The organism is Kiritimatiellia bacterium, from assembly GCA_026417735.1.
Taxonomy (GTDB): domain Bacteria; phylum Verrucomicrobiota; class Kiritimatiellia; order PWTM01; family PWTM01; genus CAACVY01.
The window spans coordinates 1-14,115 of record JAOACR010000010.1; the positions used below are offsets into that span (position 1 = coordinate 1).

Genomic DNA, 14,115 nt, shown 5'->3' on the forward strand with positions numbered 1-14,115 from the left:
CGCAGCAGCGCGCTCGCCCACCCGTCCCCGCCGATGTCCAGACAGCGCAGGTTCGTGACGTCGCCCAGCAGAATCTCGATCTGCCGCAGCAACAGCGCGGTCATCAGCGAACCGCGCGCGGCCCGCCGCAGCGCCTCCGGCGCAAAGGGGATGTCTCGCGGAATCGCCGCCCGGCTGCTCATCGCCGCCTTCTCATACACCGCCGTCGCCGCCCCGCGCAACCGGCCCACCTCACCCACCGCGCCGCGTTGAAATTCGCGCCGCGCCCGCGCATCCTCACGGTATGTTCGGGCGCCGGCCCTATCGCGAACTGGAACGGGCCCTCGGATACCGCTTCCGTCGCGTCGAGCTGGTCGAGGCCGCGCTCACCCATCCCTCGTACCGGCACGAAACGCGGGGCGTCACCACCGACAATCAACGCCTCGAGTTTCTCGGCGATGCGGTGCTCTCGCTGCTGGCCTCCGCGTGGCTCTACGCGAAATACCCGAACCTCTCGGAAGGCGAACTGACCCAGCGGCGCGCCCGGCTGACCCGCTCGACGACATTGGCGGCAGTTGCGCGCCAGCTCGATCTCGGCCGCCAGCTGCGCCTCGGCCGCGGCGAGGCAATGGCCGGCGGCCGCGAACGCGCAAAGATCCTCGAGGACGCCGCCGAAGCGTTGATCGGCGCGGTGTTTCTCGACGGCGGCATCAAGGCCGCGCAGCACGTGTTCGAGCGGTGCGTGCTGCCCTGCCTCCCCATCGCGCTCGATTCGACCCACTGGGACAATCCGAAGGGAGCGCTACTGGAGTGGTCACATCAGCAGGGCCTGCCCTCCCCGCAGTACCACGTGGTGGACGCACGCGGACCGATGCACGCGCGCGAGTTCGTCGTCGAGGTCTGCATCAACGGCGAGCCCCGCGGCCGCGGCACGGGCCCCAGCAAGAAGTCCGCGGAACACGAGGCCGCACTCGCCGCGCTCCGAGCATTACCCCGCCAGCTTCCCCGCCGCCCTAGCGACCGCTGAGCCTCCCCTCCGCTCAGCGCTCCGCCGCCTGCAATAACTCCGGCAGCGACACGGTCTTCTCGTAGAGCGCGCGCCCAGCGATCACACCCCAGAGGTTCCCGCGGTTCAGACCGCGCAGCGCTCGCACATCCTCCGCCGACGCGACGCCGCCCGAGGCGATCACCGGGATTCGCACCGCGTCGCAGACCTCCGCAACGGCTGCCGTGTTGACGCCGCCCAGCATGCCGTCCCGCCCGATGTCGGTGACAATCAGCCAGCGGACGCCCTCCCCCTCGAGCCGTCGCGCCGCCTCGATCAGCGACCAGCACGTTTCGGCGGTCCACCCGCGCGCCCGCACCCGTCCCTCGTTCGCGTCCAGCCCCACCGCCAAACGATCCCCCAGCCACCGCGCCAGACGCGACGCCTCGCCGCCCGACTCGAGCAGGCGGGTGCCCAGGATCACCCGTGCCGCACCTGCCGCGAGCGTCGCCTCAATGTCCGCGTCGGTGCGTAGCCCTCCGCCGACCTCCACCGGCACCCCCGCGGCGCGGACGATCTCCCCGATCAGCGCGGTGTGAACGGGCCGGCCCTCGAACGCGCCGTCGAGATCCACCACATGCAGCCAGCGCGCACCCTGCGCGACCCATTCGCGCGCGACCGCCACCGGGTCGGCCGAATAGTCGGTCTGATCCTCCGCGCGTCCCTGCCGCAGCCGCACACAGCGGCCGCCGCGCAGATCGATCGCCGGCAGCACCACCAGCGGACTCACGGCGCGCCCACCTGCCCGACGCCCGCTGCCGCCGCAAAATTGCGCAACAGCCGCAGCCCGTGCGCCTGGCTTTTCTCCGGGTGAAACTGCACCGCAAACAGCGCCCCCCGCCGCACCGCGCTGCAAAACGTCACGCCGTAGTCCGTGCGCGCCGCAACGACCGTCGCGTCCAGCGGGCACGCATAATACGAGTGCACAAAGTACATGTGCGCACCGTCCGGAATGCCCTCGAACAGCTCCGCGCCCGGCGCCTCCACCCGAACTCGGTTCCATCCCATGTGCGGCACCTTCAGCTCGGGCGGCAGCCGGAACCGGCGCACCTCGCCCGCCAGCACACCCAGACCCGGCACGCCAGGCGACTCCTCGCTGGACTCAAACAGCACCTGCAGCCCCAGACAAATCCCGAGGAACGGCCGGTCCGCCGCAATCCACTCGCGCAGCACCGGCTCCCACCCCCGCTCACGCAACTGCCGCAAGCCGTCGCCGAACGCGCCAACGCCCGGCAACACCAGCGCGCGACACGCCGCCGCGCCCTCCGGGCCGTCCAGCACCTGCGCGCTCAGACCGAGCGCACGGCACGCGTTCAGTACGCTGCCGAGATTGCCCATGTCGTAGTCGATGACGCCAATCATCGGCCGCCTAGATGCGCCCCTTGCTCGAGGGCACCCCCCGCTCGCGCGGATCCAGCGCACAGGCCATCCGCAGCGCCCGCGCCAGTCCCTTGAACACCGACTCGTACGCGTGATGCGGATCGCGCCCGTACAGGTGCACCACATGGAGATTCATCCGCGCTCGCGTCGAGAACGCGCGCAGCATCTCCTCGATCAGCCCGAGGTCGAAGTCCAGAATCTTCCGGCGCCGATTCGCGATCTCGTACACCAGATACGGCCGGCCCCCGAGATCCACCGCCACCAGGCTCAGCGACTCGTCCATCGGAAGAACACTGTGCCCATACCGCACAATGCCCGCCCGGTCGCCCAGCGCCCGGTCGAGCGCTTCCCCCAGCACCAACCCGATGTCCTCCACCGTGTGGTGGTGGTCCACCTCCAGGTCACCCCGCGCCCGCAGCCGCAGATCAAACAGCGAGTGCCGCGCGAACAGCTCGAACATGTGCTGCAAAAACGGCAGCGGAATGTCTACCTCTGCCTGTCCCTCCCCATCGAGATCCAGCACCACCTCGATGCGGGTCTCGCGGGTCTGCCGTCTCACCTCAGCCCGGCGCGCTCTCATGGGGCCCCACTATAGCGCGGCGACCCGCGCCGGCAACAGCGCGCTCCTTGGCCGCCCCTGTGCCCACCGGTAGGATGTGCGCCATGCGGGTCTGTCTCGACATCCAGGCCGCGATCGCGCAGCGCGCCGGCGTCGGCCGGTACGTCGCCTGCCTCGCGACCCATCTGGCGCGGGAACAACCGCCCGACGCGCACCTGCGGTTCTTCTGCTTCGACTTCCGCGGCCGCGCCCGATGCCCCACCCCGGCCGGCACCTCGCTGCGCCGGCTCCGCTGGCTGCCCGGCCGTGTCGTGCAAAAAGCCTGGAGCTGGCTCCGCTGGCCGCCGTTCGACTGGCTCGCCGGCGCGGCAGACGTGTTCCACTTCCCGAACTTCCTCCGCCCTCCGCTCCACCGCGGCCGCAGCGTCGTCACCATCCACGACCTCTCCTTCCTCCGCCACCCGGAGACGACCGAAGAACGGAACCTCCGCCATCTGCGGGCACACATCCAGCAGACAGTTGCCCGCGCCGACGCGATCCTCACCGACTCCCATACGATCGCCGACGAGATCCGACAACAGTGGCCCGCCGCCGCGCCGCGCGTCGTCGCGGTGCCGCTGGCCGCGCCGGAGGGTTTCGCCCGCCCACCCGACGAAGCGATCGCCCGCGCACGGGCCGCGCGCGGGCTCGACCGCCCGTACCTGCTCTCCGTCGGCACGCTCGAGCCGCGAAAAAACTACGCGTTCCTCGTCGAGGTCTTCGAGCACCTCGCCGACTTCGATGGGGACCTCGTGCTCGCGGGCCGGCCCGGTTGGAAGTGGGCGGCGACCGCGGCCCGCATCGCGGCTTCGCCGCGCGCCGCGCGCATCCGCCATCTGGAGCCGGCAGATGACGCGGAGATCTGCGCGCTCTACGCCGGAGCGGAGGCGTTCGTCTGCGCCTCGCTGTATGAGGGCTTTGGATTCCCGCCGCTCGAGGCGATGGCCTGCGGCACGCCGGTGGTGGTCTCCGCCGGCGGCTCGCTGCCCGAGGTCTGCGGCGACGGCGCGCTGATCGTCCCCGGATTCGAGGCCGACGTGTGGGCGGCGTCAATCCGACGGGTGCTGAGCGACCGCCAGCTGCGCGCGGCACTCGTCGAGCGCGGCCACCGCAACCTCGCCCGCTACTCTTGGGCGCAAACTGCCCGGCAGACCTGGGCGGTGTATCGGGCGGTCGCGGAGGGGCACCGATGAGCCTGCCGCTGCGCCGCGCCGTGCTCGACGCGCGCTGGATCTTCCGCGAGATCAGTGGCATCGGCCTCTACACCCGACAGTTGCTGCGCCACCTGCCGCTCGTCGCGCCGGAAATCGAGTTCATCGCGCTGTTTTGCGATGCGGCCGTGATGGAGCGCGAGTGCGCCGCCCGGGACGACTGGCGTCCGCCGCCGAACCTCTCGCCGCGGACGGTGCGATGGACACCGTTCGACCCGGCCGGTCAGCTCGGCCTGTGCGGCTGGCTGCGCCACCAGCATGTGCAGGTCTTCCACTCCCCCAACTGGCTCATTCCGCTGGCGGCCGTTGCCCGGCGCGGCCCACGGCCCCGCGCCGTGATCACCATCCACGACCTCATCCCGCTGTTGTTTCCGCACTTCACCCCCCGCGCGCGGAAAAACCGCTGGCGACTCCTGTTCCGGTGGCTGCTGCGCGCCGGCGCCCGGCGCGCCGCCGCGGTGATCGTCCCCAGCCGCACCACCGCCACCGACGTCGCCCGCACACTCGGTCCTGACATCGCCGCACGCGTCCGCGTGGTGCCGGAGGCCGCCGACCCGCTCTTCTCCGCTGTCGCAGCGGCCACCGCCTCCCCCACCGCCCGCCCCCCCACCATCCTCTATGTGGGCCGCCGCGACCCGTACAAAAACCTCGTCGGCATGATCCGGGCCTTCGCCCGCGTGCGTGCGCGCCTCCCGGAAGCTCGGCTGATCGTCATCGGGCCGCCCGACGCTCGCTACCCCGAACCCGAGCGTGAGGCGGCACGGTTGGGCGTCGGCGACGCCGTCGAGTGGCGCGGCTATGTGTCCGGGCCGGAGCTGGCGACGGCCTATCGCGCGGCGGGAGTGTTCGCCCTGCCGTCGTTGTATGAAGGATTCGGCCTCACCGTGCTCGAAGCGATGGCCTGTGGCACACCCGTCGTCGTCTCCGACCGCGCCTCGCTGCCCGAGGTCGCCGGCGATGCCGCGGTGTACGCGCCACCGGACGATCCCGATGCGCTCGGGGCGGCGCTTCTCCGCGTGTTGACCGACCGCACCCTCGCCGACGACTTGCGCCGCCGCGGACTGCAGCGCGCCGCGCAGTTTTCCTGGGAACGTACCGCGCGGGAAACCCTCGAGGTGTATCGGGACGCGATGCGGATTGACGACCCCGCGCCCGCCCCGCAGACTCCGCCGGGTTCGCGCCGATGACGCTCGAAGACGCCATCGTGGTGGCGCATACGCCCGACGCCGGTGACTATCGGCGGCTGACGCTGCGTTCGCCCGCGATCGCCCCGCAGGTGCGCCCCGGCCAGTTCGTGCACGTGCGCCTGCCCGCCCCCGCCGACGCGCTGCTCCGCCGCCCGTTCAGCGTCTTCCGCACCGACGGCGATCACCTTCAGCTGCTCTACAAACCGGTCGGGCGCGGCACCCGAGCGATGACCGAACTGCGGCCCGGCGCGGTCGTCGGCCTGCTGGGGCCGCTCGGCCACGGCTTCCCAACACCCGCGGCGCAGCATCTGCCGGTGCTGGTCGCCGGCGGCTACGGAATGGCGGCGCTCTACCTGCTGGCCCGCGAGTGCGGGCGCGGCGGTCTGGTCTTCGTCGGCGGCGCCCGCGCAGTGGACGTACTCTGCGTGCCGGAGTTCGAGGCGCTCGGCTGGACCGTCCGAGTCACCACCGAGGACGGCTCGCTCGGCCTCCGCGGCCTCGTCACCGACGCGCTCGACCTGTGGCTGCAGACCGAGCGGGACGCGCAGGTGCCGGAGTTTTTCGCGTGCGGCCCCAACGGCATGCTGCGCGCGGTCGGCGACCGCGCGATCGCCGGCGGCTGGACCGCGTGGTTGTCCCTCGATCGCTCGATGGGCTGCGGTGTCGGCGCCTGCCTCACCTGCGTACAAAAAGTGCGCGACCCTTCCCAGCCCGGGGGCTGGACGTGGGCCCGCGTCTGCCGCGAAGGGCCCGTCTTCGAATGCCGCCAGATCGTCTGGGAGGAGACACCATGAGCGCGCCGCTGCGCGACGCGTGGCGGCGCTGGCAGCTGTGGCGGCACGGCGTGCGCGTTGAACTCGACGAACCCGTCGTGCATGCCGGTCCCGATCGGGGCGCCTGGGCGTTGGTGCCCAGGGGCCTGGGCGCAGCCAGCGCAATCTACTCCTTCGGCGTCGGCCGGCACATCGGATTCGACCTCTGGATCATTGATCACTTCGGCGCGACAGTGCACGCGTTCGACCCCACCCCGGCCGCCCGAGACTGGATCGCCACGCAGTCGTTGCCGCCTCGCTTCCACTTCCACGCCGTCGGCCTGGCCGATTTCGACGGCGAACAGTCCTTCTACGCGCCGCGGCGGCCGGACTCGCCAGACTATTCCCCCGTCCCCCGCAGTGCCCGGCCCGCCGCCCCTGCCGCGCGCGGCCCGGTGCGCCGGCTCGCCACGCTCATGCGCGAGCTCGGCCACCCGCGTGTGGACCTGGTGAAAATGGACATCGAAGGCGGCGAATACCGCGTGATCGCGGATCTTGTGGAGATGCCCGCCGCCGCCCGCCCCATCCAGCTCCTCGTCGAGTTTCATCACAACTTCCCCTCTGTGCCGATGGACTGGACGCTCACGGCAATCGCGCGGTTGCGCGGCGCGGGTTACCGGGTTGCACACATCAGCCCCCGCGGCCTCGAGTTCTGCTTCCGACGCGATCCGGCGGAGGCCGCCCGATGAACGCCGAGACCTCCCCCTCGCTCGCCGTGCGGCTCGGCCCCCTCACGCTGCGCAATCCGGTGATGGTCGCCTCGGGCACGTTCGGCTACGGCCCCGAGTACGCGGAGCTGGTGGACCTCGCCGCGCTCGGCGCGATCGTGGTGAAGGGCATCTGCCTCCAGCCGACCCGCGGCAACCCGCCGCCCCGCACCGTCGAGACCCCGTCAGGCCTGATCAACGCGATCGGTCTGCCCGGCCCCGGCGTCGAGGGCTTCCTGCGCGACTATTTGCCGTTTCTCCGCCGCGTGCCGACGCCGGTGATCGTGAACGTGTGGGGCCACACCGTCGACGAGTACGGCGAAGTGGTCAGCGCGCTGGACCGCGCAGAGGGCATCCACGCCTACGAAATCAACGTCTCCTGTCCCAATGTCAAGGAGGGCAGCCGTGCGTTCGGCGTCCACCTCGACATGTTCCGCCGCGTGCTGGACCGCGTCCGCGCCGCCACGCGCCGCCCGGTGATCCCGAAGCTGGCGCCCAACGTCAGCGACATCGCCGCGTTCGCGCGCGCCGCCGAGGAGTGCGGCGCGGACGCGATTTCGCTGATCAATTCGATTCCTGCGATGGCGGTGGACATCGAAACCCGTCGGCCGATCCTCGGCAACGTGACCGGCGGGCTCACCGGCCCAGCGATTCACCCGATCGCGGTAAAGCTCGTCTGGGAGGCGGCGCAGGCGGTGCGGATTCCGACGATCGCAATGGGCGGCATCCGCGATGCAGCCGACGCGATCGAGTTCCTGATCGTCGGCGCCAGCGCGGTGGCGGTGGGTACCGCGAACTTCACCGAGCCCCGCACCGCGCTGAACGTGGTGCAGGGCATCCGCGAGTATCTGGTCCGTCACCGGCTGCGCTCCGTCGCCGAGCTGACCGGTTCTCTGCGGCTGGAGGGCCCGCCGTGCGGCGTCTGAGCCGGCCGGCCGCGCTGATCGCCGCGGCCGCCGCCTCCGCGGCCTGGATCGCACACGTACCGTACCGGCCGGCCTCCCCCGCCCGCGCCGTCCCCTATGGCGCGCGCTGGATCAGCCGCCACCGCGCCCCCGCCGCGCGCTGGCACCAGATCCGCCGCTCCCCGCTGGCCGATCTGGCCGGCCGGCTCGCCGGCGCCCCCCCACCGGAATGGTCCGAACTGCTCGCCAGCGAGGAGACCGCCGCCTGGGTGCGGCGGTTCGGCTCGCGCGAGGTGTGGCTGTTCGACCTGCACGATCGCGACCCCTCCACGGTGGGGGCGGCCGCCTGGCTCGGCGGCGCCGCCTGGCGATGGCGGATCGCACTGCACGCCGGCTGGATCCGTGGCTGGCGACGCTACGCCGATCACCGCGGCCGAACCATCTGGCTCTGGCCCCGCCGGCTCGGCACCAATGGACCGTTCCTCTCCATCGCGCTCGAAGAAGGCCTGCTGCTCGCCTGTCTGAGCCCCCGCCCCGCCGACATGACCCGTTTGCTCGATGCCTACGACGGCACCACACCGCGCTCCCCCGATTCTGTGCGCCTTCAGGGGCGGCCGGACTCCGACCTGCTGCTCGTTCAGCTCGGCCGCGGCCCCGGCCCCGACCTCATCGAAATCAAGCTCGACAGCCTCGACGGAGCGCGGATCCGCGGCACCGCGCACATCGAGGGCTGGGAACTGGCACCGCCGCCTCGAGGCTCACCCGCCGCGTCCGCCCCTCCCCCGTCGCGACTGGTCGCGGCGCTGCTCGATCACGCCGCCGCCACGCTCATCCTGCCACCCGAAGCTGCGGATCGGTGGTGGCCCGACCGCCCTGCCGGCTGGCTTTCCGAGCTCCGCGCCCTGCTGCGTTCGGCCACCGGCTCCCCCTGGATTCTCACCCTCCACGATGAACCGCTCGCGGGCCGGCTGCTCGGGATCCGCGTGCCGGGTGTGATCCTGTCCATGCCGTTGGCCGACCTTCCTGCGTTTGAGCGGCAGCTCGACGAACTCTTCGACCGCTGGAACGCCGCCTCGCAGTGGGGCCTCATCCGCGGGCCGGCGCCCCGCACGCCACAGCTGCGCGTGATTGAAAGCGCGGGGGGCGGTCCGCTGCGGCGATGGCTAGGCAGCAGCGGGCTCGCCTACCGCTGGGCGGATGGCTGGCTGACGCTCGCCGGTTCCGCCGAGACGCTGCAGACGTTGCTCGCCGCCGAGTCCGCCGTTGTCGCGGCGCCCGCGACCGCCCTGCCGGCCGACGGACGCCCCCGCGCCTCCGCACGTGGCGCGGCGCTCGCCTCCACCTTGCGACTGGCGGTCGCCGCCTACGTATTGTACCGCGCCGTCTCCGACCCCGAGGGATCCGAGCGCGAACGCGCAGCGCTGCTGGCAGCGATCCCGTCGCTCGACGTGCTCCGCGAACTCGACCGACTGGAGATGACGCTGGACACGGAGGATGCGCGATGGCGGATTGAGTTCGCCGCGCTGCTGGCGCCCGGCGAAGCCCCTCGCGCGGCGTCGCCCCCCACCGAGCGCACGCCGTGACCGCCCGCCTCCCCTCCCCCAGCCCGCGGCTGTTGGCGCTGGACTCCGACGGCACGGTGTTTCCGAACATGCCGCTCAAGTTTCGGGTGATGCTCGACACGATCATCGAGCACTACGGCCTGCAGCGCGCCCCAGAGGCGGCGGAGCGCGTCGTCCGTTTCTTCAATCTGGAGAGCCGCTGGCGCGGTGGCCACCGGTTCGTGTTGCTCGCGGAAATCTTGGATGCGCTTCGGAACCAGCCCGAGGTCCGCGCCACCGGTATCCAGGTGCCGTCCGCCGCCCCACTGCGCCAGTACCTCACCGAAGGCGGCGCGCGGTCAAACGAGGCGCTGGCCCGCGCCGCCCGTCGGGATCCCACTGGCGAACTCTCGCGTGCGCTTCGCTGGTCCACCGAGGTCAGTGCCCGGCTCGCGGCGCTGCCCGCGGTGCCGCCCTTCACGGAGGCGGCGATCGCGCTGCGCGAGCTGCGCGACGACGCGGTCCGGCGCGTCGTCGTATCGCAGGCGCCGCTGGACCAGATCCGCCGCGAATGGAGCGGCGCGGATCTCGCGCGGTACGTAGATCGCCTGTGGGGCAGCGAGATCGGGCCCAAGCCCGGGCAGTTGGAGCGGGCGATGCGCGAGTTCGGGGTTCCACCAGAGCGCACGTTGCTTCTCGGCGACTCCGCCGGCGATCTCGAGGCGGCGCGGGTGTGCGGTGCGCGCTTCTATCCGATTGTGCCGGGGCGGGAGGAAGACTCCTGGCGGCGGTTTCGGGTCGAGATCTGGCCGCTGTGGTTGGCCGGCGGTTACGGAGAAGCCGAGCAGACCGCCCACGCGCTCGAGCTGGAGCGCGCGCTGCCGTCGCAGCCGAGCTGGCTGTAAGAGGTCCCGCAGGTCTTCGCCTGGTACGCTCTCCAAAATCCCTCCGTTCGGCGGCCCGCTGGAGGGGCACGCGCCCGCGTGCCCACCGGAGGATCACGGCCCCTTGGAGGGACGCCTTCCACGGCGTCCCCAAATCCAATCCGCGACGGCGCGGGTGGAACCGCGCCCTCCAAAATTCCTCCGCTGCGCGGCCGCTGGACGATCACGGCCCCTTGGAGGGACGCCTTCCACGGCGTCCCCAAATCCAATCCGTGACGGCGCGCGTGGAACCGCGCCCTCCAAAATTCCTCCGCTGCGCGGCCGCTGGACGATCACGGCCCCTTGGAGGGACGCCTTCCACGGCGTCCCCAAATCCAACCCGCGATGGCGCGGGTGGAACCGCGCCCTCCAAACCCCCTCGGTTTCTCGGTCCCGCTGGAGGGGCACGCTCCCGCGTGCCCGTTTACGGGCAACCGAGAGGTTGCCCTTCCGGCGCATGGGCGGTTTACGGTCTTTACGCCTCTGCGGCCAGAAGCGGGCAGCCCCTCTTGGTCTCGCGCGGCGTGCGACACTTTGCCAAGGCACGACCGCACGGGTGAGCGCGGGACGGGGGGCTGGGGCAAGGTTCGCGCATGCCCGGGGCGAAACGCCGACCACGGGTCGCCCGAACAACCTCCTCACGTCTCAACCGGCTCGATCTCGATCCGGCACGGATGGCCGTTGAGCTCATCCTTTCCCGCCCCCTCGACCGCCGCGCCGGTGTACGCGAGATCCACCGCGAGGGTTTCGGCGCGGATGTAGTCAGCATGGCGCTCCACCGCCTCCCGGATCGCCTCGTCCGCCACAAACCGCACACGGATGCGCTGCGCAACGTCCAGATCGGCGTCCTTCCGGAGGTTCTGCACGCGGTTCACGAACTCGCGCGCAAGGCCCTCCGCAATCAGCGCGGGCGTGAGGCGCGTGTCGAGCGCGACCACCCACTCGCCCTCCGCCGCCACCGCCATCCCCTCTCGCGGGATTCGCTCGATCAAAATCTCCTGCGCGCCGAGCTCCACCGGCCCCTTCGAGGTCTCCACCTGCAGCGTGCCGCCCTGCACGATCTGCTCGATCGTTGCGTCATCGAGGTTTCGCAGCACCTCGGTGATGCGCGGCAGATCAGGCCCGAGGCGGGGCCCCAGCAGCCGAAAGTTCGGCTTCGCCCGCAGTCGGGCGAGCAGGCGCGTGTCCGTCTCAAACCGCACCGCGTCCACATTCAGCTCGTCCGCGATCAGCTCCTGAACCTCCCGGAGCGCCGCCAGGCGCTCCGGATCACCGCCGGCCACGTACATCGCGGCGAGCGGCTGCCGGACCTTCAGATCGTGCTGCCGCCGGATCTGCCGGCCGAGCGAGACGACCGCCATCGCGTCGTCCATCTGCCGTTCGAGCTTCGGATCGCGCCGCGACCCGTCGCTGACGGGGTAGTCGCACAGGTGCACGGACTCGGGGAGGTCGTCGGACCGGAGATTGCGCCAGATTGCCTCGCTGATGAACGGGATGAACGGCGCGGCGATGCGGCTGAAGGTCAGCAGCACCTCGTAGAGCGTCGCGTAGGCAGCGCGCTTGTCGAGATCGTCGCCGGACTTCCAGAAGCGGCGGCGGCTGCGGCGGATGTACCAGTTGGTCAGCTCGTCGGTGAACCGCAGGAACGGGCGCACCGCCCCCTGCAGATCATACGCGTCCATCGCGGTGACCACCTCCTGGGTCAGGCGGTCGAGCGCGCTGAGGATCCAGCGGTCGAGCCGGCTGCGCGGCACCGCGGCGTCGGCGGCGGAGGGGCGCCAACCGTCCACGCGCGCATAGGTGGTGAGGAACACCAGCGCGTTCCAGATCGGAATCAACAGTTCGCGCAGCGCGTGCCGGACGCCCTGCTCCGAAAAGCACAGGTCCTCCGCGTGCACCACCGGCGACGAGATCAAATACAGCCGCAGCGCATCCGCGCCGTAGGTGTCCATGATGTAGGACGGGTCCGGATAGTTCTTCAGCCGCTTGCTCATCTTGCGGCCGTCCTCGGCGAGGATCAGCCCGTTCACGATGACGTTGCGATAGGCGCTGCGGCCGTAGAGCGCGGTGGAGAGCACCAGCAGCGTGTAGAACCAGCCGCGGGTCTGGTCGAGCCCTTCGGCGATAAACTCGGCGGGGAAGAACCGGTCGAGCTCCTCCGCTCGTTCAAACGGGTAGTGCTGCTGTGCCCAGGGCATCGCGCCGGACTCGAACCAGCAGTCGAGCACTTCGGGCGTGCGGCGATAGAGCTTGCCGTTGCGCACGAACGTGACCTTGTCCACGTGGTGTTTATGCAGATCGGTCAGGCGCACGCCCGAGAGCGCCTCGAGCTCTGCGATCGAGCCGACGCAGATCGCATCGGAGCCGTCCTCCGCGATCCACACCGGGATGCAGGACCCCCAGAAGCGGTTGCGGCTGATGTTCCAGTCCTTCGCCTCGCGCAGCCAGTTGCCGAAGCGCTTCTCGCCGACCGCGGCGGGCACCCAGTGGACGCCGGCGTTGTTGGCGACCAGCTGATCGCGCAGGTCCTCCACGCGCACGTACCAGGCCTCGATCGCGCGATAGATCAGCGGCGTGTCGGTGCGCTCGCAGAACGGGTAGCTGTGCACGATCGTGCTCTGGTGCACCAGCTTACCCTCGCGCTTGAGCCGGCGAATGATGTCCGCATCGGCGTCCTTGCAGAAGCGCCCTGCGTAGTCCGGCACCGCGGCGGTGAAGCGGCACTCCGCGTCGAGCACGTCCACCAGCTCGATGCCGGCCGCGCGGCAGACGCGGAAGTCGTCCTCCCCGTAGGCGGGCGCCATGTGGACGATGCCGGTGCCCTCATCGGTGGACACAAACGGGTCGGTCAACACCCGGAACGCACCCGGCCGCCCTTCGAACCAGGGGAAGGGCGGCTCGTAGGTCCAGCCGGCCAGCTCGCGCCCGGGGAAACGGGCGAGCACGCGATACTCGTGCGGCGAGCGGTACACGACATTGAGCCGGCACTCGGCCAGCACGTACACCGCGCCCTCCTGCCGGTCCAGCACCGCGACGTACTCGATGTCGGGGCCGGCGCAGACGGCGAGGTTGGCGGGCAGCGTCCAGGGCGTGGTGGTCCAAATCAGCAGATAGACGGGTGCGCCGTCGGCCTCCGCGGGCGGCGACCAGCCGCTGCGCACACGCAGCCGCACCGTGATCGAGGGGTCCTGCACGTCGCGGTAGTTGCGCCCCGCCTCGAAGTTCGACAGCGGCGTGGAGAGCTTCCACGAGTAGGGCATGATCCGGTACGAGCGGTAGATGCGGCCGCGGTCCCAGAGCTGCTTGAAGACCCACCAGACCGTTTCCATGAACGGCAGATCCATCGTCTTGTAGTCGTTGTCGAAATCCACCCAGCGACCCATTCGGGTGACGATCTGCCGCCACTGCGCGGTGTAGGTGAGCACCATCGAGCGGCAGGTCTCGTTGAACACGTCCACACCGCGCTCGAGGATCTGGCGTGCACCGGAGAGGCCCAGCCGCTCCTGCGCGAGCGCCTCGATCGGCAGCCCGTGGCAGTCCCAACCGAACCGCCGCTCGACGTAGCGGCCGCGCATCGTGTGGTAGCGCGGCACGATGTCCTTGATCGTGCCGGCCAGTAGGTGGCCGTAGTGCGGCAGGCCGGTCGCGAACGGCGGGCCGTCATAGAACACGTACTCCGGCGCGCCGCGCCGCTGTTCGAGCGAGCGCCGAAACACATCGGCTTCCGCCCACCACCGCAGGATGTCCTCCTCGAGGCGCGGAAACGAAACCTTGTTGGACACCGGCTCCAGCATCGTTGGGTCCTCGATTGAACGAAGCGATCAGCG

At 70.8% G+C, this 14,115-nt stretch carries 13 protein-coding genes; 8 read left to right on the plus strand and 5 right to left on the minus strand.

The features are described 5' to 3' along the window. A partial coding sequence (locus N2652_05875) for a hypothetical protein (GenBank protein ID MCX7818722.1) occupies positions 1-239 on the minus strand: 239 nt, incomplete at its 3' end. Positions 240-283: 44 nt separating this feature from the next. On the opposite strand from N2652_05875, the gene rnc reads away from it, so the two are divergent. After that, positions 284-1,006: a ribonuclease III gene (rnc, locus tag N2652_05880; protein MCX7818723.1), complete on the plus strand. Its 723-nt coding sequence runs from the start codon at positions 284-286 to the stop codon at positions 1,004-1,006. Positions 1,007-1,019: 13 nt separating this feature from the next. Here rnc and hisA read toward each other — a convergent pair whose 3' ends face one another. Genes hisA through hisB form a run of 3 tightly spaced genes read right to left on the minus strand, consistent with a single transcriptional unit; the run spans position 1,020 to position 2,984 of the window. Next, positions 1,020-1,754: a 1-(5-phosphoribosyl)-5-[(5-phosphoribosylamino)methylideneamino]imidazole-4-carboxamide isomerase gene (gene hisA / locus N2652_05885; GenBank protein MCX7818724.1), complete on the minus strand. Its 735-nt coding sequence runs from the start codon at positions 1,752-1,754 to the stop codon at positions 1,020-1,022. After that, positions 1,751-2,386: an imidazole glycerol phosphate synthase subunit HisH gene (gene hisH, locus N2652_05890; GenBank protein MCX7818725.1), complete on the minus strand. Its 636-nt coding sequence runs from the start codon at positions 2,384-2,386 to the stop codon at positions 1,751-1,753. Before hisH ends, hisA begins: the two co-directional genes overlap by 4 nt. 7 nt (positions 2,387-2,393) lie before the next feature. Further along, positions 2,394-2,984, minus strand: coding sequence for an imidazoleglycerol-phosphate dehydratase HisB (gene hisB / locus N2652_05895; protein MCX7818726.1), 591 nt, complete (start codon positions 2,982-2,984; stop codon positions 2,394-2,396). Between the two features lie 83 nt (positions 2,985-3,067). Here hisB and N2652_05900 point away from each other — a divergent pair, with 83 nt between their 5' ends. From N2652_05900 to N2652_05930, 7 genes are read left to right on the plus strand one after another with little or no spacing between them, the layout of a single operon-like run. Further along, positions 3,068-4,195, plus strand: coding sequence for a glycosyltransferase family 4 protein (locus N2652_05900; GenBank protein ID MCX7818727.1), 1,128 nt, complete (start codon positions 3,068-3,070; stop codon positions 4,193-4,195). Next, positions 4,192-5,400, plus strand: a complete 1,209-nt coding sequence (locus N2652_05905) for a glycosyltransferase family 4 protein (GenBank protein ID MCX7818728.1) — start codon at positions 4,192-4,194, stop codon at positions 5,398-5,400. Before N2652_05900 ends, N2652_05905 begins: the two co-directional genes overlap by 4 nt. Beyond that, positions 5,397-6,194: a dihydroorotate dehydrogenase electron transfer subunit gene (locus N2652_05910; GenBank protein MCX7818729.1), complete on the plus strand. Its 798-nt coding sequence runs from the start codon at positions 5,397-5,399 to the stop codon at positions 6,192-6,194. The genes N2652_05905 and N2652_05910 overlap by 4 nt, the downstream gene beginning before the upstream one ends. Further along, positions 6,191-6,901: an FkbM family methyltransferase gene (locus tag N2652_05915; GenBank protein MCX7818730.1), complete on the plus strand. Its 711-nt coding sequence runs from the start codon at positions 6,191-6,193 to the stop codon at positions 6,899-6,901. The genes N2652_05910 and N2652_05915 overlap by 4 nt, the downstream gene beginning before the upstream one ends. Then, positions 6,898-7,845 carry a dihydroorotate dehydrogenase gene (locus tag N2652_05920; GenBank protein MCX7818731.1) on the plus strand — a complete coding sequence of 316 codons (948 nt, stop codon included), beginning with the start codon at positions 6,898-6,900 and terminating at the stop codon, positions 7,843-7,845. Before N2652_05915 ends, N2652_05920 begins: the two co-directional genes overlap by 4 nt. Continuing rightward, positions 7,833-9,407: a hypothetical protein gene (locus N2652_05925; protein ID MCX7818732.1), complete on the plus strand. Its 1,575-nt coding sequence runs from the start codon at positions 7,833-7,835 to the stop codon at positions 9,405-9,407. Before N2652_05920 ends, N2652_05925 begins: the two co-directional genes overlap by 13 nt. After that, the gene (locus tag N2652_05930; protein MCX7818733.1) at positions 9,404-10,270 is read left to right on the plus strand and encodes an HAD hydrolase-like protein; all 867 of its coding nucleotides are present in this window, start codon (positions 9,404-9,406) and stop codon (positions 10,268-10,270) included. Before N2652_05925 ends, N2652_05930 begins: the two co-directional genes overlap by 4 nt. 656 nt (positions 10,271-10,926) lie before the next feature. On the opposite strand, the gene ileS is transcribed toward N2652_05930, so the two are convergent. Further along, complete coding sequence (gene ileS / locus N2652_05935; protein MCX7818734.1) at positions 10,927-14,082, minus strand: isoleucine--tRNA ligase; 3,156 nt, start codon at positions 14,080-14,082, stop codon at positions 10,927-10,929. Positions 14,083-14,115: the final 33 nt, after the last annotated feature.

Coding starts and splice junctions, on each gene's coding strand:
- N2652_05910 (MCX7818729.1), top strand. CDS start 5,397: ATGACGCTCGAAGACGCCATCGTGGTGGCGCATACGCCCGACGCCGGT.
- rnc (MCX7818723.1), top strand. CDS start 284: ATGTTCGGGCGCCGGCCCTATCGCGAACTGGAACGGGCCCTCGGATAC.
- ileS (MCX7818734.1), bottom strand. CDS start 14,082: ATGCTGGAGCCGGTGTCCAACAAGGTTTCGTTTCCGCGCCTCGAGGAG.
- hisB (MCX7818726.1), bottom strand. CDS start 2,984: ATGAGAGCGCGCCGGGCTGAGGTGAGACGGCAGACCCGCGAGACCCGC.
- N2652_05915 (MCX7818730.1), top strand. CDS start 6,191: ATGAGCGCGCCGCTGCGCGACGCGTGGCGGCGCTGGCAGCTGTGGCGG.
- N2652_05905 (MCX7818728.1), top strand. CDS start 4,192: ATGAGCCTGCCGCTGCGCCGCGCCGTGCTCGACGCGCGCTGGATCTTC.
- N2652_05900 (MCX7818727.1), top strand. CDS start 3,068: ATGCGGGTCTGTCTCGACATCCAGGCCGCGATCGCGCAGCGCGCCGGC.
- hisH (MCX7818725.1), bottom strand. CDS start 2,386: ATGATTGGCGTCATCGACTACGACATGGGCAATCTCGGCAGCGTACTG.
- N2652_05920 (MCX7818731.1), top strand. CDS start 6,898: ATGAACGCCGAGACCTCCCCCTCGCTCGCCGTGCGGCTCGGCCCCCTC.